The 17,919-nt window shown below is 65.9% G+C and carries 20 protein-coding genes; 10 read left to right on the forward strand and 10 right to left on the reverse strand.

The window, feature by feature from the left end:
- Positions 1-90: 90 nt before the first annotated feature.
- The 3 genes from AAHS21_RS04480 to AAHS21_RS04490 all read left to right on the forward strand — a co-directional run bounded on the left by AAHS21_RS04480 (position 91) and on the right by AAHS21_RS04490 (position 2,958).
- Entirely contained in the window at positions 91-702 is a 612-nt protein-coding gene (locus tag AAHS21_RS04480; protein ID WP_342926462.1) for a TetR/AcrR family transcriptional regulator, read from the forward strand.
- Positions 703-722: 20 nt separating this feature from the next.
- Positions 723-2,102 (forward strand): adenylate/guanylate cyclase domain-containing protein, encoded by a 1,380-nt coding sequence (locus AAHS21_RS04485; protein ID WP_342926463.1) that lies wholly within the window; start codon positions 723-725, stop codon positions 2,100-2,102.
- A gap of 124 nt (positions 2,103-2,226) precedes the next feature.
- Positions 2,227-2,958 carry a methyltransferase domain-containing protein gene (locus AAHS21_RS04490; protein WP_342926464.1) on the forward strand — a complete coding sequence of 244 codons (732 nt, stop codon included), beginning with the start codon at positions 2,227-2,229 and terminating at the stop codon, positions 2,956-2,958.
- Positions 2,959-2,983: 25 nt separating this feature from the next.
- Here the strand turns inward: AAHS21_RS04490 and AAHS21_RS04495 are convergent, their stop codons facing one another.
- Both AAHS21_RS04495 and AAHS21_RS04500 read right to left on the reverse strand, forming a co-directional pair.
- The gene (locus AAHS21_RS04495) at positions 2,984-3,442 is read right to left on the reverse strand and encodes an SRPBCC family protein (protein ID WP_342926465.1); all 459 of its coding nucleotides are present in this window, start codon (positions 3,440-3,442) and stop codon (positions 2,984-2,986) included.
- Positions 3,443-3,512: 70 nt separating this feature from the next.
- Positions 3,513-4,205 carry an SDR family oxidoreductase gene (locus AAHS21_RS04500; RefSeq protein ID WP_342926466.1) on the reverse strand — a complete coding sequence of 231 codons (693 nt, stop codon included), beginning with the start codon at positions 4,203-4,205 and terminating at the stop codon, positions 3,513-3,515.
- An 85-nt stretch (positions 4,206-4,290) separates the two neighbouring features.
- Here AAHS21_RS04500 and AAHS21_RS04505 point away from each other — a divergent pair, with 85 nt between their 5' ends.
- The gene (locus tag AAHS21_RS04505) at positions 4,291-4,932 is read left to right on the forward strand and encodes a CGNR zinc finger domain-containing protein (RefSeq protein WP_342926467.1); all 642 of its coding nucleotides are present in this window, start codon (positions 4,291-4,293) and stop codon (positions 4,930-4,932) included.
- Here the strand turns inward: AAHS21_RS04505 and AAHS21_RS04510 are convergent.
- Positions 4,886-5,674, reverse strand: a complete 789-nt coding sequence (locus AAHS21_RS04510; RefSeq protein ID WP_342926468.1) for a 5'-methylthioadenosine/adenosylhomocysteine nucleosidase — start codon at positions 5,672-5,674, stop codon at positions 4,886-4,888. The two genes, AAHS21_RS04505 and AAHS21_RS04510, sit on opposite strands and share 47 nt — an antisense overlap.
- 559 nt (positions 5,675-6,233) lie before the next feature.
- Between AAHS21_RS04510 and AAHS21_RS04515 the strand changes: the two genes are divergently transcribed.
- Positions 6,234-6,839 carry a PaaI family thioesterase gene (locus AAHS21_RS04515; protein WP_342926469.1) on the forward strand — a complete coding sequence of 202 codons (606 nt, stop codon included), beginning with the start codon at positions 6,234-6,236 and terminating at the stop codon, positions 6,837-6,839.
- A gap of 3 nt (positions 6,840-6,842) precedes the next feature.
- On the opposite strand, the gene AAHS21_RS04520 is transcribed toward AAHS21_RS04515, so the two are convergent.
- From AAHS21_RS04520 to AAHS21_RS04530, 3 genes are all read right to left on the reverse strand, one after another.
- On the reverse strand, positions 6,843-7,607 hold the full coding sequence (locus AAHS21_RS04520; RefSeq protein ID WP_342926470.1) for a DUF2127 domain-containing protein: 765 nt from the start codon (positions 7,605-7,607) through the stop codon (positions 6,843-6,845).
- Positions 7,608-7,659: 52 nt separating this feature from the next.
- The gene (locus AAHS21_RS04525; protein WP_342926576.1) at positions 7,660-9,048 is read right to left on the reverse strand and encodes an MmgE/PrpD family protein; all 1,389 of its coding nucleotides are present in this window, start codon (positions 9,046-9,048) and stop codon (positions 7,660-7,662) included.
- 110 nt (positions 9,049-9,158) lie between these two features.
- On the reverse strand, positions 9,159-10,112 hold the full coding sequence (locus AAHS21_RS04530; protein ID WP_342926471.1) for a LysR family transcriptional regulator: 954 nt from the start codon (positions 10,110-10,112) through the stop codon (positions 9,159-9,161).
- 131 nt (positions 10,113-10,243) lie between these two features.
- On the opposite strand from AAHS21_RS04530, the gene AAHS21_RS04535 reads away from it, so the two are divergent.
- Positions 10,244-10,819, forward strand: a complete 576-nt coding sequence (locus AAHS21_RS04535) for a 4-carboxymuconolactone decarboxylase (RefSeq protein ID WP_342926472.1) — start codon at positions 10,244-10,246, stop codon at positions 10,817-10,819.
- Between the two features lies 1 nt (position 10,820).
- Here AAHS21_RS04535 and AAHS21_RS04540 read toward each other — a convergent pair whose 3' ends face one another.
- Positions 10,821-11,735: a helix-turn-helix domain-containing protein gene (locus AAHS21_RS04540; protein WP_342926577.1), complete on the reverse strand. Its 915-nt coding sequence runs from the start codon at positions 11,733-11,735 to the stop codon at positions 10,821-10,823.
- A gap of 144 nt (positions 11,736-11,879) precedes the next feature.
- Here AAHS21_RS04540 and AAHS21_RS04545 point away from each other — a divergent pair, with 144 nt between their 5' ends.
- Both AAHS21_RS04545 and AAHS21_RS04550 read left to right on the forward strand, forming a co-directional pair.
- Positions 11,880-12,290 (forward strand): nuclear transport factor 2 family protein, encoded by a 411-nt coding sequence (locus AAHS21_RS04545; RefSeq protein ID WP_342926473.1) that lies wholly within the window; start codon positions 11,880-11,882, stop codon positions 12,288-12,290.
- A 9-nt stretch (positions 12,291-12,299) separates the two neighbouring features.
- The gene (locus AAHS21_RS04550; protein WP_342926474.1) at positions 12,300-13,118 is read left to right on the forward strand and encodes an SDR family NAD(P)-dependent oxidoreductase; all 819 of its coding nucleotides are present in this window, start codon (positions 12,300-12,302) and stop codon (positions 13,116-13,118) included.
- On the opposite strand, the gene AAHS21_RS04555 is transcribed toward AAHS21_RS04550, so the two are convergent.
- Positions 13,115-13,723, reverse strand: coding sequence for a class I SAM-dependent methyltransferase (locus tag AAHS21_RS04555; protein WP_342926475.1), 609 nt, complete (start codon positions 13,721-13,723; stop codon positions 13,115-13,117). The two genes, AAHS21_RS04550 and AAHS21_RS04555, sit on opposite strands and share 4 nt — an antisense overlap.
- A gap of 194 nt (positions 13,724-13,917) precedes the next feature.
- The gene (locus tag AAHS21_RS04560) at positions 13,918-14,064 is read right to left on the reverse strand and encodes a hypothetical protein (RefSeq protein WP_342926476.1); all 147 of its coding nucleotides are present in this window, start codon (positions 14,062-14,064) and stop codon (positions 13,918-13,920) included.
- On the opposite strand from AAHS21_RS04560, the gene AAHS21_RS04565 reads away from it, so the two are divergent.
- Together AAHS21_RS04565 and AAHS21_RS04570 are read left to right on the forward strand one after the other, a co-directional pair.
- Positions 14,051-15,274, forward strand: coding sequence for a sodium:proton exchanger (locus AAHS21_RS04565; protein WP_342926477.1), 1,224 nt, complete (start codon positions 14,051-14,053; stop codon positions 15,272-15,274). The genes AAHS21_RS04560 and AAHS21_RS04565 overlap by 14 nt on opposite strands.
- A gap of 41 nt (positions 15,275-15,315) precedes the next feature.
- A complete protein-coding gene (locus AAHS21_RS04570; protein ID WP_342926478.1) occupies positions 15,316-16,152 on the forward strand; it encodes an SDR family oxidoreductase in 837 nt (278 codons plus the stop codon).
- On the opposite strand, the gene AAHS21_RS04575 is transcribed toward AAHS21_RS04570, so the two are convergent.
- Entirely contained in the window at positions 16,149-17,915 is a 1,767-nt protein-coding gene (locus AAHS21_RS04575; protein ID WP_342926479.1) for a SulP family inorganic anion transporter, read from the reverse strand. The genes AAHS21_RS04570 and AAHS21_RS04575 overlap by 4 nt on opposite strands.
- Between the last annotated feature and the right edge of the window lie 4 nt (positions 17,916-17,919).

Consider the following 17,919-nt stretch of genomic DNA (forward strand, 5'->3'; position numbering starts at 1 on the left):
CCCAACCTTCCGTGGATCAGTGACACAAATCTGTATCTTTGTTCCAAACGTAGCATTCTGGCACCGACAATGCGGAGGAGGTCGTCATCCATGCGGAAACACAGTCCCGACGGCACCCTCGTCGACAGCAGCGATACCGACGACACCATCCTGGACACCGCGCGCGCGGTCTTCGAGACCTACGGCGTGCGCCGCGCGAACATGGAGGACGTCGCCGCCCGGGCCGGAGTCAGCCGCAGCACCCTCTATCGGCGTTTTCCCACCAAGGACGACCTGGTCGAACAGGTGGTCCGCCGCGAGGGTGAGATGTTCTTCGCCACCTTGGACCGGGCAACCGCGGGCTGCACTCCGGCCGAAGCAGTGATCGAGGCGTTCACGCTGGGCGTACGGCTGGTCCAGGACTCCGCGCTGTACTCGCGCATCGTGGAAAGCGAACCCGAGCTGTTCGGGCTGTTCTCGCGGTCGCATGTCTTCCCGATCAGCCAGTTCGCCGCCGGGATCGCCCGCACGCTGCGCAGATGCGGCGCGGACATTCCCGATGCCGACCTGGCCAACATCGCCGACGTGCTGCTGCGCGTGGCTCTGGGGATCATCGTTTTCCCGACCGATCGGCTCGACATCTCGGACCACGCCGCCGTCCGGCAGTACGCGGGGCGGTACCTGGTGCCCATCATCGGCGGCGTGGCCCCGGACTTGTCGTAGCCCTGCATTAGCCTGGTGGCGTGGCGCCGGTTCCGCGGACCCGGTACGCCAGTTGCGGCGAACTCGACATCGCCTATCAGGTCTTCGGCGATGGCCCGATCGACTTGCTGGTGCTGCCGGGCCCACTCATTCCGATTGACTGCGTCGACAGTGAGCCGTCGATGTACCGCTTTCATCGACGGCTGGCATCCTTCAGCCGGGTGATCCGGTTCGACCAGCGCGGGATCGGCATGTCGTCGCGGGTTCCCTCGTTGGACATGATCGGGCCCAGGTCCTGGGCTCAGGACGCGATCGCGGTGATGGACGCGGCCGGGTGCGAGCGGGCGACAGTGTTCGCCCCGGGCTTCACCTCGTTGGCCGGACTGGTGCTCGCCGCCGAATTCCCTGACCGGGTTTGCAACCTGGTGATCTTCAACGGCGCGGCCAGGACGATGCGTGGTCCTGACTACCCGGTCGGCACCGACGAGGTCGAGGCAACGCCGTACACGACGGTGGGGGTCGAGCCGGACGCCGTCGAGCAGGGCTTCGACATGCTCGCCATCATCGCGCCCTCGGTCGCCGGCGACGACGCCTTCCGCGCATGGTGGGACCAGTCCGGAAACCGCGCCGCATCCCCGAGCATGGCGCGCGTGGTCATCGAGACCATCCGGCGCTCCGACGTGCGCGACATCCTGCCTCGCATCGCCACGCCCACGTTGATCCTGCACCGTGACAATCCGGAGTTCAGCCCGATCGGCCACGCGCACTATATGGCCGAGCACATCGCCGGGTCGCGTTTCGTGGAGTTACCGGGTGAAGATGCCCTGTACTGGACCGGCAACACGGCGCCGATGCTCGACGAGATCGAGGAGTTCATCACCGGCCTGCGCGGCGGGTCGGACGCCGAACGCCTGCTGACCACGATCGTGTTCACCGACATCGTCAGCTCGACCGAGCGGGCCGCCCTGCTCGGTGACGATCGCTGGCGCGATCTGCTGGACAACCACGACGCCATCGTGCGCCGGGAATTGCAGCGCTTCTCCGGCCGCGAAGTCAACACGGCCGGAGACGGATTCGTCGCCACATTCAGCAGCCCGAGCGCGGCGATCGCCTGCGCGGACGCCATCGTCGACGCGGTTCGGGTGCTGGGCATCGAGGTGCGGGTGGGTATCCACGCGGGTGAGGTGGAGGTGCGCGGTGGCGCCCTCAAGGACGACATCGCCGGCATGGCGGTGCACATTTGCGCCCGGGTCGCCGCTCAGGCGGGCCCGAGCGAGGTCTTGGTGTCGTCGACGCTGCGCGACATCGTCACCGGCTCACGGCACAGGTTCACCGACCGCGGCGAGACCGCGCTCAAAGGCGTGCCGGGTCAGTGGCGGTTGTACGCCCTGGTGAGTGAGCACGCCGTCGTCAAGCGTTAACGAACGCCGACGCTCGGCCAGTCGTGGCGCCCGGTGGTCGCGCGTAGGCTGCGTTGGGGAGCCTGGCAGAGTCGCGGCTCCCGGATTTCGGCGTACAGCTTGGCATTTGATCGAAGGAGTACGCATGACCGACGTGCACGTCTCGCTTCCACCCGCGCTGCGCCGAGCGCTGGATCTGCTTGCCGATCCGCCGGCGAATCCGGATGCCAGCAAAGGGTATCTGGATCTGCTCGGCGACGAAGACATCCCGAAGAACACCGGCCCGATCCAGGCGGCGTGGGCATCGCCCATCGGCTCGATGCTTTACGACAACGCGCAGGCTTTCTCCCGACGCCTGATCGCCGCGCTGCAGCACCCGGCCGACTGGCTGGACATTCCGCCGGGCGGAACCGCGCTGGATGTGGGCTCCGGGCCGGGCACCGTTACCGCGTCGCTGGCGCGCGCGGCCGGCAAGGACGGATTGGCCTTGGGCGTCGACATTTCCGAGGCGATGCTGGCCCGGGCCGTGCGCAACGAGGCAGGCCCGCACGTCGGCTTCATAAGGGCTGACGCACAACGACTTCCGCTGCGCGACTACACCGTCGACGCGGTGGTATCGATGGCGGTACTCCAATTGGTTCCGGATCCGGCGGCCGCGCTGGCCGAGATGGCGCGGGTGCTGCGAACCGGCGGACGGCTGGCCATCATGGTCCCGACCGCGGGGCGTGCCGCGCGGGCGTGGCAGCTGCTGCCCAACATCGGCGCGCACATCTTCGGCGAAGACGAAATCGGCGACATCCTCGAAGACAACGGCTTGGTCAGCGTGCGCGTCAAAAACGTGGGCACCCTTCAGTGGGTGCGCGCCAAAAAGGGCTGAAGCGGCGCGAGGGGTAAACCGCGCCCTACCCGAGGCGTTGCGCGAGCATCGCGAGCTTGTCCATTGAGTCGCGCAGCATCTCCGACGTCGTCGAACGCGCCTTCTCCAGCCGCGTCGGGTCGGTCAGCGCGGTGAAGTCGTAGGTGTGGGTGACGTTGGTCAGCGTGGAGTTGATCTCGCTGAGCTCCCAGCGCCACAGGTGACCGGGCGGTTGCTTTCCGGGTTCGGCTGGGCGCCAAGCGATCTTGGTGCCTTCGATGAATTCCACGACGTGGTTCTCCCGCACGGCACCGTTGGTCAGCGTCATCTTGAACACGTCACCGACCGCCCGCACCCGCTGCCCGGGCGCCGCCGAGGCGAGGTTGTCGTTGCCGTCCCAGCTGGGCTGGCTGGATGGCTCGGCGATCAGTTCGAAGATGCGCTCGGCGCTGGCCGAGATGACGCGGGTGGCGCTGACAATGCCTTCAGGATCCGTATCAGCCATAGGCCAATCCAAACACGTTGGGTACGGCGATGGGGGCCGGCATCGTGCCGACCCCCACAGCGGTTCACGATCAGCCGACGCGCAGTAGCTCGGCCGGTCCCGCGAGAGCCGCCTTGGCCTGACGACTGGACTCATCAGCCAGCACCTCGGCCTCACCGTCGCGGATGCCGTCGACAATCTGCCTGGCGACGTCCTGCGGGTCGTTCTTCGGCACGTCGAACCCTGTCGTCATGTCGGTGTCCGTGTAGGCCAGGTGCACCGAGGTGACCAGGGTGCCCTGCTTCTCAAGCTCGACGCGCAGCGAGTTGGTCAGCGACCAGATCGCGGCCTTGGAGTCGCCATAGCCACCGAAGCCGCCCACCCAGGCCAAGATGGAGCTGATGTCCACCAGCGCTCCGCCGCCGTTTTCGGCCAGGATCGGGGCGAACGCCTGGGCCACCCGCAGCGCACCGAAATAGTTGGTCTCGAACACATCGCGGACTTCGTCGACGTCACTGGTCAGCAGCTTCGCCGCACCGAGGATCCCGGCGTTGTTGACCACGATGTCGGCATCGGCGGCGGTAATCGCCAGCGCCGCAACCGAATCCGCCTTGGTGACGTCGAGCGCGACGCTTACGACGCGAGGGTCGGTACTGGGCTTGGGTGTGCGAGCGGTGGCGTAGACCTTGGCCGCGCCCTGACGCAGGAACTCCTCCACGATGGCCTTGCCGAGTCCGCGCTGCCCGCCGGTAACCACGACCGTCGACCCCTTGATGTTGACCATGATCCGTACTCCTTGACTGAGGTGAAATGGCTTTGTCTCTGTCAAGTTAGTTGCCGTCGTTGACATAGTCAAGTAGCATTTGGTTATGTCTGCATGGTCTGCATCACACCGGTACGAACTCGCGACGGCACCCGGCGGCCTCGGCCTGGTCCAGGATTTCCTCAACACAATCGACGTGAAGCGCGACAGCCCGGATCTACTCGACGACGCCACGCTCGCGCGGGACTGGGTGGGTGGCGCGGTACGGACCTGGGCGCAGCTGCGCGGCGTGCCCGCCGACCCGCCTGCCATCACGGACACGGACCTGCCGAAGCTTCGCGCATTGCGCGAGGTGATCGCGCAGCTGGTGCGCGGCGAAGCAGCGGCCGGGGCGGGCATGGCCGCGATCTCGGCGTCCTATGCGGTGTCCGAGGCCGGCGATGTCCGACTGGAACCCGCCGGCAGTGGCTGGCGCTGGCTGGCCTCGGCGTTATGGGGTGAGATCTTGCTGGGCCAACGCGACGGCACCTGGCGGCGCCTCAAGAATTGCCATCACCAACCGTGCGCGTCGACCTTCTACGACCGCTCGAAGAACAACAGCGGCGTTTGGTGCAATGCCAAGACCTGCGGCAACGTCGCCAACCTGCGGGCCTCGCGGGCGCGGCGGCGCGAACGCGAGCGCGCCGTGCAGAACGACCGGCTCACTCCAGCGCCGGCAACAGATGCAGCAGGACACGAGCCGAGCTGATCGCGACCTGCTGCACGAACTGGTTGAAATCGGCACCGGAGTCGGTGCCGGCCAGGTCGGACAGCGCGCGAATCACCAGCCAGGGGATGCCGAACGCCTCGCAGACCTGGGCCAGCGCGCCGCCCTCCATGTCGATGGCCAGGCCACCGAACTCGTCGTGCAGCCGGTCGCGGGTGGACTCGCAATGCAGGTACTGGTCGCCGGTCAAGACGGTGCCGTAGCTGATCCGCGGCGGCGTACCGGCGCCGCCCGCCGCCGGTGACAGCACCGGAAGGATGAATCCGTCGAGACGGCGTGTGACGCGATCGAAGAGTTCGGGTTCCACCGGGTAGCCGAAACGCTCGGTCGCGTTGATGAACGGGACGTGCCCCGGTTGGTAGGGCGCCAGTCGCTCGTTTTCGATGACCCCGAAGTCATGCTGCACCACCCGGTCGGCGATAACGATGTCACCGATGTGCAGCAGCGGATCGAGTCCGCCCGCGACACCGGTGAAAACGACGGTGTGGCAACGAAATCGATCAGCCAGCAACGTCGCCACCAGACCGGTGTTCACCTTGCCCATGCCGGCTGCGGCCAGCACCACCCGCTGTGCGTCGAGTTCGCCGACGTCGAAGGTGACCTGTGCGACCTGTTCGCGCCGCGCCCCGGACAGCACACTGCGCAGATAAGCCCATTCTTGCGGGATTGCACAGATGACGCCGACCGTCACCGCGCTGGGTTGGGAGGCAACTCGAAACTCCAATCGCCGGCCATTGGCTCTGGCACCGTCGGCGATTCTATCGACCGGGTCAGCAGCGCTCCGCGCCCCTGCGCATGACGCGGGAGCCATCTGCCTGCCCACGCGACCTGTTCCTCAGCACAAGATTCAGTGCGTCGCAGGCGCGGGCTTTGATCGGGGCAACTACATCGAGGTTGGTGGAGCTCTGGTTGATCAAGGTCTGCAGTGTAGGCACTCTCGACCCCTCCTTCGCCGGCCTAGTTAGCCGACTCGTCAATTTCACCCCAGCTGTTTTACAAGTGTGCAGCAAGCGGGTAAACGCAGTGATAATCCGGCTTGTGTGGTAGCGCACATTCCACGGCAGCTATTCCCGCTCAACACGCCTGTGACCAGCACTAATCTGGTCTTCGGCGCGGCAACGCGGGACTCCACGCCCGCCGTGGTGCCCCGACGATAACGGTTGGCTTTCACGCCGACGAAAATGCCGCTGCCACAAGGGAAATCCCCTAAGCCCAACGCTGGGCAGGTCTAGTCTGCCACATCCGCCGGCGATACGCCGCCAGCGGACTGTTAGGTTGCCTATATGTCTGACGAGATGCTCTGCATTGACTACAGCCAGCTCGAATCGATTTACGGCCCGCTGGCCGAATCGGTCCGCCGGCTCGTCGATCTCAGCATCCGGACCGAAGCGGACGCCGCGACCGTAGCGGCGGCAAAGGCCAAAATCGACAGGGCCGCAGACGAATTGAGCGCATCGGTGCGGACGGGGACCTTCGGTGTCCAAACAACGCAGGACGGCGACACCGTCGCGTGGGGCAATGCGGTGGTCGGTCTGCGCAACGCGGTCGCCCCGCCGCTGGTGCTGCATCACGAGGCCGAAGGGCTGGTGTGGTCGGAGTTCAATCTCGGTGCGGCCTATGAGGGCCCGCCGGGGCACGTGCACGGCGGGGTGTCCGCCATGATCCTGGACCACGTGCTGGGGGCGACGGCGCACAAGTTGGGCCGCCCCGCCTATACCGGCACCCTGACCTTGCGTTACCGGCGCCGCACGGCGCTCGGCCGTCCGCTGCGGGCCGAAGCACACATCGACCGCATCGAAGGGGTCAAGACGTTCTCGGTCGGTCACATCGCCGATGCGGACGGTGTCACCGTAGAAGCCGAGGGCGTGTTCATCACCCCCCGGGCGTGAGCATCACGTCGTCATAGCGGCCCGCTCGACGTCGAGGAGCTGCTCACCGCGTCGTTCCTCGTCGTAGGCCTTGCGACCGCCGCGCACGCCGAACAGTCGCTTGGAGACCACCAGGTAGATCACTGCCAGGATGTTGATGCTGAAGGTGACCACCCGCGTCATCGTGATGCCCTTGGCCAAGTCATGGATCTCCAACGGCAAGAACACCGAGGTGGCGATCACCGCGAAGTATTCGCCCCAGCGTTTGAGTAACCACAGGCCGACGGCCTCGAGCATCTCGACCAGGGCGTAGCCGGTCAGCATCAGGGTCAGCAGCGCCAACGTGGAAGGTTTGGCGGCCAACGCCTTTTCCAGCTCGTGCACGAGCGTCATTTGGTCGACCCTGAATCCGGCGGCCCGAAAAATCGGCAGGTCGCGATCGAGGGTGGCCTGGATAGATCCCCGTGCGCCGCGGAAAGTCCACACCGCGTAGGCGGCGAGCGCGATCACCACTGCCCGGAACACGCGCTCGACCGCGAGGGCACGAATGATGATTGCCTGCCGTAAAGCCTTGCCACGCATAATCATCGGCGCGTCCTCGGCGTGGCCCCTACCATGCGGCTCGCCGACGACGAACTCCCCGCAGCGCAGGCACCGCCACACTTCGCCGAGTCCGGTCGTGCCACTGAGCCGATCAGCAAGCCCCTGCTCCTCGGGCGCGTACGTCACATGGCCTGCGAGCGCGCAGGTGACCAACTCCCAGCGGTTGATGCCGCGATCTTTGCGCATGGCCGATCATTCAACGCGGGCAGCAAACGACGCAAGAGGGCGCGCGCAGATATCAGAATCGCGGCCGGCTGCGCGGACGTCGCGCTACCGGACTCACCGCGCCGAGCAGTTCGGTGAGTGCGGCGACGGCGATGTCGTCGATATGGTCGACGGCGGCGACGATGTCGGTCTGTAACGCGTCGTCGCAGAACGGTTCGGCGAGCCAGCCGAACTTGTCCACCACGCGCTGCCACGTCATCGGCCGGGTCGGCGATCCCTCGTAATCGCTTTCCTCGCGACTTAATTCCCGTCCGTCCCGGGTGTGAACATGCACGCGCGTCGCGGTGCGTCGCGGATAGTCCGCGGTCAGGTCGGCCGCAGCGACGACATCCACTCGTGTCAGCAGCTCCTGCACGTCACAGCGCAGAACACGTTCGTTCTCAAGCTGTTCGGGGCCCACTCCCCCGTCGAGCAGTGCGACGGCACTGAGGTACTTGAGGTTGTAGTCGGCCTGTTCCTTGGTCCGCGGATGATCCTTGTCACCGTATGCTCCCCCGCCGGCGAGGTCGTAGGCGGTCTGAAACACCTCGATCGTCACCCGTGTGACGTCGTCGCCGCGCAGTTTGTTGTCCGCCCGGATCGCCAACAGCGCGTCGATGACGGCCTGGCCGTGGATCAGTGCGCAGTACTGCTTGAGATAAGTCTGTTCGACCGCCGTGAGTGCGCGGTCGGTGGTGTCGAAAGCGATTGGCTGGTCGAAGAGTTGGACGAGACCGTTCGGGCCTTCGAACAACGACTTGGGCCCGGTGATCCCACGGCCGGCCAATATCGTCGTGTAGACCGCGCGCATGGCGGTGATGGCCGGGGAGATTCCTTTCCAGTTCGAGACCGGCTCGGCGTGCACCACGGCCAGCGAGACATTGTCAGCCGTGGCCGCCGCAATGGCGTGCGCGGTGCGCTGCGCGTCCAGCCCCAGCAACTTCGCCGATCCGGCCGCGACCGACATCGCCAGCTGCAGCGCATGGTTAAGTCCCCGCGCCATCACGGGAACCTGTGCGCTGAAACGACATTGGACCTCGTAAGCGACCGCAAGGGCGAGCAGGAAGTCGGCCCCGGTAGCGTCGATGTGCTCAGCTACCGCCAGGACCGCACCGAAGTTGTCGGCCGGGTGACATAAACCGCCCATGGTCAGATACGTGTCGAGCAGGTCGGGATAGCGCACCAGCACGGCGTTGAAGAAGGCGGCCTGGTCCAGCGAGGCGCGACCGCCACCGACGAGTGTCGCCGAGGCGCTGCCGCTGAACTGGCCGGCGTGTTCCCGGATCGACGGGATCAGTTCACCACCAAGCGAACCGATCGCACAGGCGATGCTGTCGAGCACGTTGCGTTTGAGCAATTCCCGGGGATGCGTACTCAGGTCCGACGCCGTGGCGCCGACGACGAACTCGGCCAGTTCGTCCACAACATACCGATGTGCCATGACTTTTCGTCCTTCCGCTGCTACCTCTCACTCAAGCGTGGCCAGGATCGGCCGTCCAGGACCAGTCGCTTAGGTATGTTCGGCGCAGCTTCCTACCGCCGCTCAGAACCGTCGAGCACGCCGCGGTGTGGATCGTCGGCGGGGATCCACCATCGTTGCGCGGGAGGCGTGTGCCAGCTGCTTCTCTGCGCCACTGTCAGCAGTGCCTCGACCACCCGCATGACCCCGGCCCGGTCGTCGTTCTCGCGACGCACGAGTGACCATGTCCAAAGAGGTACCGGATCGGTGACCGGGCGCTGCCCCAGACTTGGCGGCGGCACCGCGGTGTGCCGCTTGGGCGACGCGAGAATCGGCGCGGCAATCCGGCGCACATGCGCGTAGTACGCATCCCCGGTGACACCGCCGTCGTCAATGCGGACGATGCGTGCACCGGTTGCGTCCGCGAACTCCCCGGCGAAGCGGTTCCACGACGACCAGGCCGACTCGTCGGTGTCGATGAGAACTGTAAGCTGCTGCGCTGCAACGGGTTCAGCCGAGCTAATGCCGGGCAGTACCGCGAACAGTGGCTCGGCGCGCATCAGATATGTCGCGAGTCCGCGCTCACTTGCCTGCTGGGCGGTCACCCAGGTCAGCGCGACATCCAAGGCGCCCTCGGCAACGCGATCGGCCTGCACGTGCGACGGCAGCACCCACTCGTCGAGTCGCAACGATATGGCTGCCCCCAGTACCGCGGTGAGGTCGTCCGGCAGCCAGCTGACGTAGCCCAGCCGCACCGGAACGCTGTCGGCGGCCGCCCGTTGCACCCGGCGCCTGGCGTCATCGGCCAGGGCCAGCATCCTGCGGGCATCCGGCAACAGGGCGCGTCCGGCCTCGCTCAACCGGACGCTGCGCCGGTCGCGCACGAACAGCTCGGCTCCAATCTCTCGCTCCAGCGTGATGATCTGTTGCGACAGAGCCGGTCCCGAGATGTGGATACGTTTGGCTGCACGTCCGAAGTGCAACTCTTCGGCAACTGCCACGAAGTAGCGCAACTGCCGCAGCTCCATGAGATGAGCTTAAGCGGGCTTGACCTGCGGTAGAAAGCGGAACTTAGCAGTGATCACAACCCAGTCGTGGACGCGCAAGCGCGCCGGCACTTGGCTGGACTCAGTGACTGTGATCGCGTGAGGAGAACACCGTGCGCCTTGCCCCATTGCCGCCCGCCAGTTTGACCGACGCACAGCAGCTGCTGTACGCCGACATGCGAGCCGCGATCGACAGCGACTTCGGCGAGCTCATCGCCCATCGCGACGAGGGGGCGCTGATCGGCCCGTTCAACGGCTGGCTGCACTATCCCCAATTCGGCTCGCCGGCTTGGGCATTCAACAGATCCCTGTGGGAGTACGGCCGGCTGCCGGGCCGGGTCCATCAACTGGTCATCCTGGTCACCGTAGCGAAGTTCAAGGCTCGCTATGCGATCTACGGGCATGAGTACTTCGCCGAGCGCGCCGGGCTGCCCGAGGACAAGATCGCTACCATCGCCGCCGGCGAACGTCCCGTCGATCTGACCGACGACGAACGTGTCGCCTACGACATGGCCGCCGCTCTCACCCGCGGCGGCACCCTGCCCGAGACCGCTTATCGCGCCGCGGTCAGATGCTTTGGTGAGCACGGGGCCGCCGAGATCGTATTTCTGGTGGGCTGTTTCTCGATGGTCGCCGTGACGCTCAACGCGTTCGACGCCGGAGTCCCGGGCCGAGACGAAACGGCCTGAGCTAGCGCGCGGCGCGGCGCTCCTCGAGGTCCACGACCGGCGGATTTTGCTGGGCTTCGCTGATCGCCGCGGTTTCCGCGGTGAGCTTGTTGCCGATGACCTGGATCTGTCGCGCGCTCAGCGGAGACAGCGGGTGCACGGCGAGCATCATGGCGACGTGGCCGCGGCGGTCGAAAACCGGTGCGGCGATGGTCACGACGGGCTGTTTGCGGCGACCGGGGTTGTCGTCGGACAGGAAGCCGATCGTGGTGAACTCGACAAGCAGCTGATCGAGGATGTGGCGCACCGGGGTCGGCATCTCGTTACTGTCCAGCGTGCCGACCACCTGGACGGCCTGCGCCAACGCGGGTGTTGTCCAGTCGACGTCGAACCCGCGCTCGCGGGCGTGCGCCAAGACGTGTTCCAGGCGCTGGACGCGATCGGCATTGCTGCCCGCGCCGCGGCGGATCCACGCGCGCTGTTCCTCGTCGGTGTCCCAGGCGGCGAATGCGACGCCGAACGGCGGCGCGTATGGGATGCGGTCGCCTGGTATTCCCGCGGGCTGGGTGGCGGGATCACCCTCAAAAGCCGTGACTACCAACGAGTCACCGAACCGCTCGACCACCGAGCCGGCATAGCCGACCTCACGGGACAGTCGCAGCGCCGCCGAACGCGCGGCGTGCGCGAGCGGCCGAGCGGTATCCATTCGGGCACCCACGACGGCGAGCGCCGGGCCAAGCGAGAAGGTCTTGGCCACGGGGTCGCGGCTCGCCCAGCCGCGATCGCACAGTGTCTTGAGGATCGCGTGCACCGTGCCCTGCGTCAGACCGAGTTCACGCACGATGTCGGAGAAGCGCATCCGCGTGTTTGCCGACCGCGCCAGTAACTCGACAACGTCGAGTACCCGCGCGGTCGGCGCCGAGGTGGATCCACGAATGGCTTGACTCCTTTGTGACCGGATTCCTACAATTATAGCGAACATTCGACAGATTAACTCGATTATTCGAGAAACCGGGTGCACGCTTTGCGCGCTGTGGTTTTGAGAGGCGGTCGGCTGACGGAGACCCGAATTGAGGCAGACGTGACCGAACGAGAAGACCGTCAGGATATCTGCGATCTATTGGTGCGCTACGCCACCGGGATCGATCGCCGCGACTGGCCGCTGTTTCGCACCGTGTTCACCGACGACTGCGAGCTCGACTATGGCGAGATCGGCACCTGGCACGGCGTGGACGAAGTGACCGAGTTCATGGACACCACGCACGCCCTTGCGGGCCACACCCTGCATCGCTTGTCCAATCAGGCCGTCACACTCGATGGTGATAAGGCATCGGCCCGCACTTACGTCGATGCGGTAATCATGTTCGGCGACAACCAATCCGGCGTCAACGCGTGGGGTTACTACGACGACGAGATCGTCCGCACCACCGACGGCTGGCGCATTGCGCGACGCCGCTTCACGCAGGTTCGCATCGCGACGTTCGGCCCGTAGGGAGCGCTGATGACATTCGCCTCGAAGTACGGCCCGTGGGCGCTGGTCGCCGGTGCCTCCGACGGCGTGGGTGCGGCATTCGCCGCAGGACTGGCCGAACGCGGCGTCAACGTCGTACTCCTTGCCCGCCGCCAAACGGTGCTCGATCAGGTTGCCGCCGAGATCGAATCCGAAACCGATGCGCAAACCCGCACTCTCGCAGTCGATCTCGCCGAGCCGGACGCGGCCGCCAAAGTGGCCGAAGCCACCAGCGACCTGGAGATCGGTTTCTTGGTGTACTGCGCCGGTGCGGATCCCAATTACCAACCGTTCCTTGACAATCCGATCGGTGCCGCCGAGCTGATGGTCTACCGAAACTGCATGGTGCCGATGCAGCTGTGCCATCATTTCGCCCCGGCGATGGTCAAGCGGGGCAGCGGCGGCATCGTCATCTTCGGGTCCGGCGCGGGATTGGCCGGCGGACCCAACATGGTCGCCTACGGCGCGACGAAGGCGTTCGACATGGTTTTCGCCGAAGCGCTCTGGGCCGAGTTGCACGACAAGGGCGTCGACGTCCTGGGCCTCATTCTGGGCAAGACCAACACTCCCGCGTTGCGAGAACTCGAATACCGCCGCGGCAACATCGGTTCGCCTGACGAGGTGCCCGAGGGTGCCGCCTCGGTCGAGGACATCATCGCGGAGGCTTTCGCCAACCTGGGTAACGGCCCGACCTTGCTGGCAGGTGACGTCATGAAGGCCGCCGCACAATTGATGGCGTCCTTGACCCGCAAGCAGGCCGTCGAAATGTTCACCGCCGCCGCGGCAGCGGCGATGGGGCCGAATCGCTAACCACCCACGGGTTTGACCCAGGTAATCAGCACGCGACCGTAGAGCAGCCGGCGAACCGTTGCCCCGGGCAGCGCCGTGCCGGCGTCGGCTCGAAGCCGCCGCAGCGTTGCCGCCGGCGGCCATTTGATCGGCGCGGTGTGCTCCCACTTGCCCTTGACGCGATTCACCAACGCGCACGCCACCCAAGACGTCACGTGCCACATGCCGTTTCGCGGCGACGGCCGGACGAACGCGACCACGCCCAGCGTGCCACCGGGGCGTAGGAGGCCGGCGAGCCGTTGCAGCGCCGGACCGGTGTCACCGAGGTGATGTAGCGCGGCGTTGGACACCACCGCATCGAAGCCGGGCAGGTCCGCCGTCATCACGTCGCCGTGCATCCATCGGACCGGCGCCGTGGCGAACCGAGCCTGGGCGCGGCGCAGCACGGGAGCGTCGACATCCAAGGCGGTGACCTCAGGGAATCGGCGGGCCAGCCGCGCGGCGAGGAAGCCGTCGCCACATCCGACGTCGAGCACCCGCCGCGCGTCACGCGGAACCCCGGACTCCAGCAATGCGTCGTAGTGGATGTTGATGTTCCACGGCTGCCGTACCGACCCACCAGACACTCCCCCGAACCTAGCCCACCGCCCCGGGAGTTCCCGCAAGAGCACTAGATCGGTTTGCCACAATCTGAAGTTAGTTGAGCCTAACAATTTAGATTGATGCCTCTAGCCAGCAAATATAGGCAGGCGATCGGCATCGATTGGCGCCCTCACAACGTTGCTGGATAAGGGTATCCAGGGTAGCTTTGGCGGGCAGGTCAAGCCATGGCCGCGAGCCAGATAGCGATGAAGCCCGAGCGAAGGACGACGATGCTCGCCACTGACAGGCCCGCCGGCTCGATTCCGACGGCGGCGGCACGCTCGCCGCGGCGAACGCTCTGGCGTTCGGCGTTGATCACCGCCATCTTCATTGCTCCCGCGGTCGTGATCCGGATCGTCGGCCTGCATCCGGATCCGGTTGTCGCCCTGCTGATCTTCGGTGCCGCGGTGGTCTCGGCCAGTTTCCTGCTGGCGTGGGCCGCCGAGGCCGCTCAGATCGACGTCTCCGGCGGGCTGGCGATCGCGGTGCTCGCTCTGGTCGCGGTGCTGCCCGAATACGCGGTCGACCTCTACTACGCGTTTGTGTCCGGTCACAACCCGGAATACACGCAATACGCGGCGGCCAATATGACCGGATCCAATCGGCTGTTGATGGGCCTGGGGTGGCCGGTCGTGGTGCTGGTCAGCGTCGTCGCGGCGCGCCGGGCGGGTGGCATCGGCAAGAGCACTGGCTTGACGCTGGAGCCCGCCAATCGCGTCGAACTCGGGTTCCTGCTGATCGCCGGACTGGCCGCGTTCGCGATCCCCGTCGGCGGCGAGATCCATCTCGCGATGGGGCTGGCCCTGCTCGCCTGGTTCGGCTTCTACCTGTACAAGGTCAGCCACGGCGACGTCGAAGAGCCCGACCTGGTCGGTACCGCCGCCGCTCTCGGTGAGCTCTCGGACCGGGCCCGCCGCGTCATCGTCGTCAGCCTGTTCGCAGTGTCCGGGGCCGTGATCCTGCTGTGCGCCAAGCCCTTTGCCGACAATCTGGTCTCGGCCGGCACCGAGCTGGGCATCGACCGATTCCTGCTGGTGCAGTGGCTCGCTCCGTTGGCCTCCGAGGCGCCCGAATTCATCATCGCGACGATCTTCGCCAGCCGCGGCAAGGGCACCGCGGCCATCGCCACGCTGATCTCGTCCAAGGTCAACCAGTGGACGCTGCTGATCGGATCGCTGCCGGTGGCCCACCTGCTGGGCGGCGGCGGCTTCTCCCTGGAGCTCGACGCCCGCCAGATCGAGGAAGTCTTGCTGACCGCCAGCCAGACGTTGATGGGTGTCGCGGTGATCCTGGCGCTGCGCTTCCGCCGTGCTGCCGCCTGGACGCTGCTGGGGTTGTTCGTCGTCCAGTTCCCGCTCACCTCCACCCCGCAGCGCCTGGTGCTCTGCGGTGTCTACGCCGCGATCGCGATCGGCGGACTGGTCGTCAACCGCCGCTACCTGACGGCCACGCTGAAGGCGCCTTTTCTCGGAACGGCCGTCCGGCACTCCGGTCATCCGCACCACCTGGCAGAGGAAGCGGCGCTCCCAACCTAGGACCCGACCACGGCTCGACGGGCTGCGTATAACGTCGCAGTATGAATCGAGTCTCGGTGATCACGGGTGGCGCAGGCGGCATGGGTCTGGCCACGGCAAAAATGGTCGGCGCCGACCACACGCTGGTCCTCTGCGATGTCAGGCAGGACCGGCTCGATGACGCGGCCGCCACCCTCCAAGACCTCGGGGTCACCGTTACCGCGATCATTTGCGACGTGACAGATCGGGATGCCGTCACCGAACTGCTCGACACCGCAAACGGCCTCGGCACCCTCTCCTCCGTGATCCATACCGCGGGCGTGAGCCCGAGCATGGGCTCCGCCGAATACGTGATGCGCACCAACGCAATCGGCACCGTCAACGTCAACGAGACTTTCTATGCCACAGCAGACGAAGGGGCTGCGATCGTCAATGTGGCATCGATGGCGGCCCACATGCTGCCCGCTGAAATGATTCCGACGGCCCAGTTCTCGTCGGCGCTCGAGGACGGCGGCGCCTTCTGGGACGCGATGATGGCGGCGTGCGACCCCATACCCGAGGAAGCTCGATCCGGCTACGCGTACGCGTTGAGCAAGAGTTTCGTGAAGTGGTACAGCCAGTCTCAGGCGGAGCGTTTCAACGCGCGCGGATTGCGCATCGTCTCGGTCTCCCCGGGCTCCATCGACACCGAGATGGGCCGGCTCGAGGAACAGGCCGGGGCCGGGGCGATGGTGGCCAACGCCGCCGTCCCGCGGTGGGGCAAGCCGGAGGAGATGGCCGAGCTACTCGCCTTCTGCGCCAGTGCCAAGGCGGGCTACCTGACCGGCACCGACATCCTCAACGACGGCGGGGTGATCGCCTCGATGACCGAGCGGGCCCGGGTGAGCGCCGGGAGCTAGACCAGGTAGTAGAAATTCGTGCGTTCTGGCGCGGTCGGGGACGGTTCCTTCAGTTTCCAGTCGGCCAGCATGCCGTGCGCGTAGCGCACCGCCTTGAGCGTCGCGGAGAAATCCTCGTCCTCTTCGGGGAAGACATGCTCTGCGGTGAACCAGTTCCGGAATCCCACGTTGTTCAGCACCGCGAGCGTGTCGGGACGCACCCCGGCCAGGAGCACGGTGACACCGCGTGCGGTCTCTTCCCTGAGGAAGTGCTCGATGCGCTCGATGCACACGACGTCCGGGTGGCGCACCCGTTTGAGGCGCAACACCGCGAACTTGATGTCGTCGTCGGCGATCCGTTTGCTGATCTCGGACAGGTAGCGATCCAATTCCGGTGCGGCGCCGAAGAACAACTCGCCTTCCATGTCGTAGATCACCACGAACTCGTCCGCAGGCTCGCCCGAAAGTCGCTCGCGGACCACCCGTTCAGCTGTGACGATGAGTTCCCGCGCTTTCAGCTTGGCAGCGCGCGGTACAAACAGCAGGATCGACAGCACCACACCGAGCAACACTGATTTGTCCAGATCGATGGCCACGCCGGTGAAGGCGGTGACGATCACCAATCCCGCGTCGTAGCGGGACGCCTTGACGGTGTAGACCAGGCGCTTGAAGTCGACCAGCCGCACGGCCGTCACCAGCAGCAGGCCCGCCAGTGCGGGCTGTGGCACGTAACGCAAAAGCGGGGCGAACAACAGCAGCGCACCGGCAACCGTTGCGGCCGAGACGATTCCGGAGAAGCGCGTCTTGGCCCCGGACTGGAAGTTGATCGCCGACCGCGACAGCGAACCCGAACCGGGCAGGCTCTGGAAGAAACCGCCGGCAAGGTTGGCCAGACCTTCGGCCATGATCTGCCGGTTGTAATCGATCTTCTGCTGAGTTTGGTATGCAATGGCTTTGGCGATGGACAAAGCCTCGATGATGCCGACGAACGCAATCGCCAGTGCTCCGGTCGACAGGTGCGGCAACCACTCGGTGTGCACTTCGGGGACGTGCGCGGTGGGCAGGCTCCGTGGGATCTTGGCGGCCACCGACACCGCGGTATGGCCGCCGGCCCCGGGAATCGACCATCCCGCGAGGTAGGCGATCACAGAAGTGATGATCAGCACCGCAAGCATGTCGATCTGCGGCCAACGGTAACGCTGCACCAGGCTGCGTAGCACAACAGCCAACACCACTGCGGCCGTGCTCAGTACCACGGCGCGGTAGTTGACGTGATCGCCACGCGACAGGGTGAGCCAGACCCGGTGCAAGACCTGCATGTGCCCGTTGCCCTTGTCGCGCACGCCCAGCGCGTTGCCCAGTTGTCCCACGGCCAGCAGAAACGCCGCGGCCGCCATGAAGCCGATGATGACCGACTCGGAAATGTAGCGGGTCAGGTTGCCGAGCTTGAACAAGCTGATCACGATCTGAAAAGCGCCCACCAGCACAGCAAGCAGGAACAGGCCTTCGAACAGCTCGGTGCTGTTCTCCGAATCGATGAACGCGAGTGCCGTGAAGACCAACAGCGATATGGCACTGGTCGGCCCGTTGATCAGATGCGAGGACGATCCGAAGATCGAGGCGACGATCGTGACGACGATGGCCGAGTACACGCCGAACCTGGGATCGACCCCGGCAATCAGCGCATACGCCATCGCCTGGGGAAACGAGATGGCGGCCACGGTGAGGCCGGCAATGAGGTCATGCCTGCCTTTGACCGTGTCGTAATTCAGCGCGAAACCCATCGTG

Source organism: Mycobacterium sp. 050272 (assembly GCF_039023525.1).
Lineage (GTDB): Bacteria > Actinomycetota > Actinomycetes > Mycobacteriales > Mycobacteriaceae > Mycobacterium.

Coding starts and splice junctions, on each gene's coding strand:
- AAHS21_RS04530 (WP_342926471.1), bottom strand. CDS start 10,112: ATGGAGCTGCGGCAGTTGCGCTACTTCGTGGCAGTTGCCGAAGAGTTG.
- AAHS21_RS04575 (WP_342926479.1), bottom strand. CDS start 17,915: ATGGGTTTCGCGCTGAATTACGACACGGTCAAAGGCAGGCATGACCTC.
- AAHS21_RS04480 (WP_342926462.1), top strand. CDS start 91: ATGCGGAAACACAGTCCCGACGGCACCCTCGTCGACAGCAGCGATACC.
- AAHS21_RS04560 (WP_342926476.1), bottom strand. CDS start 14,064: ATGGCGGTGATCAACGCCGAACGCCAGAGCGTTCGCCGCGGCGAGCGT.
- AAHS21_RS04490 (WP_342926464.1), top strand. CDS start 2,227: ATGACCGACGTGCACGTCTCGCTTCCACCCGCGCTGCGCCGAGCGCTG.
- AAHS21_RS04495 (WP_342926465.1), bottom strand. CDS start 3,442: ATGGCTGATACGGATCCTGAAGGCATTGTCAGCGCCACCCGCGTCATC.
- AAHS21_RS04570 (WP_342926478.1), top strand. CDS start 15,316: ATGAATCGAGTCTCGGTGATCACGGGTGGCGCAGGCGGCATGGGTCTG.
- AAHS21_RS04505 (WP_342926467.1), top strand. CDS start 4,291: ATGTCTGCATGGTCTGCATCACACCGGTACGAACTCGCGACGGCACCC.
- AAHS21_RS04550 (WP_342926474.1), top strand. CDS start 12,300: ATGACATTCGCCTCGAAGTACGGCCCGTGGGCGCTGGTCGCCGGTGCC.
- AAHS21_RS04520 (WP_342926470.1), bottom strand. CDS start 7,607: ATGCGCAAAGATCGCGGCATCAACCGCTGGGAGTTGGTCACCTGCGCG.
- AAHS21_RS04515 (WP_342926469.1), top strand. CDS start 6,234: ATGTCTGACGAGATGCTCTGCATTGACTACAGCCAGCTCGAATCGATT.
- AAHS21_RS04500 (WP_342926466.1), bottom strand. CDS start 4,205: ATGGTCAACATCAAGGGGTCGACGGTCGTGGTTACCGGCGGGCAGCGC.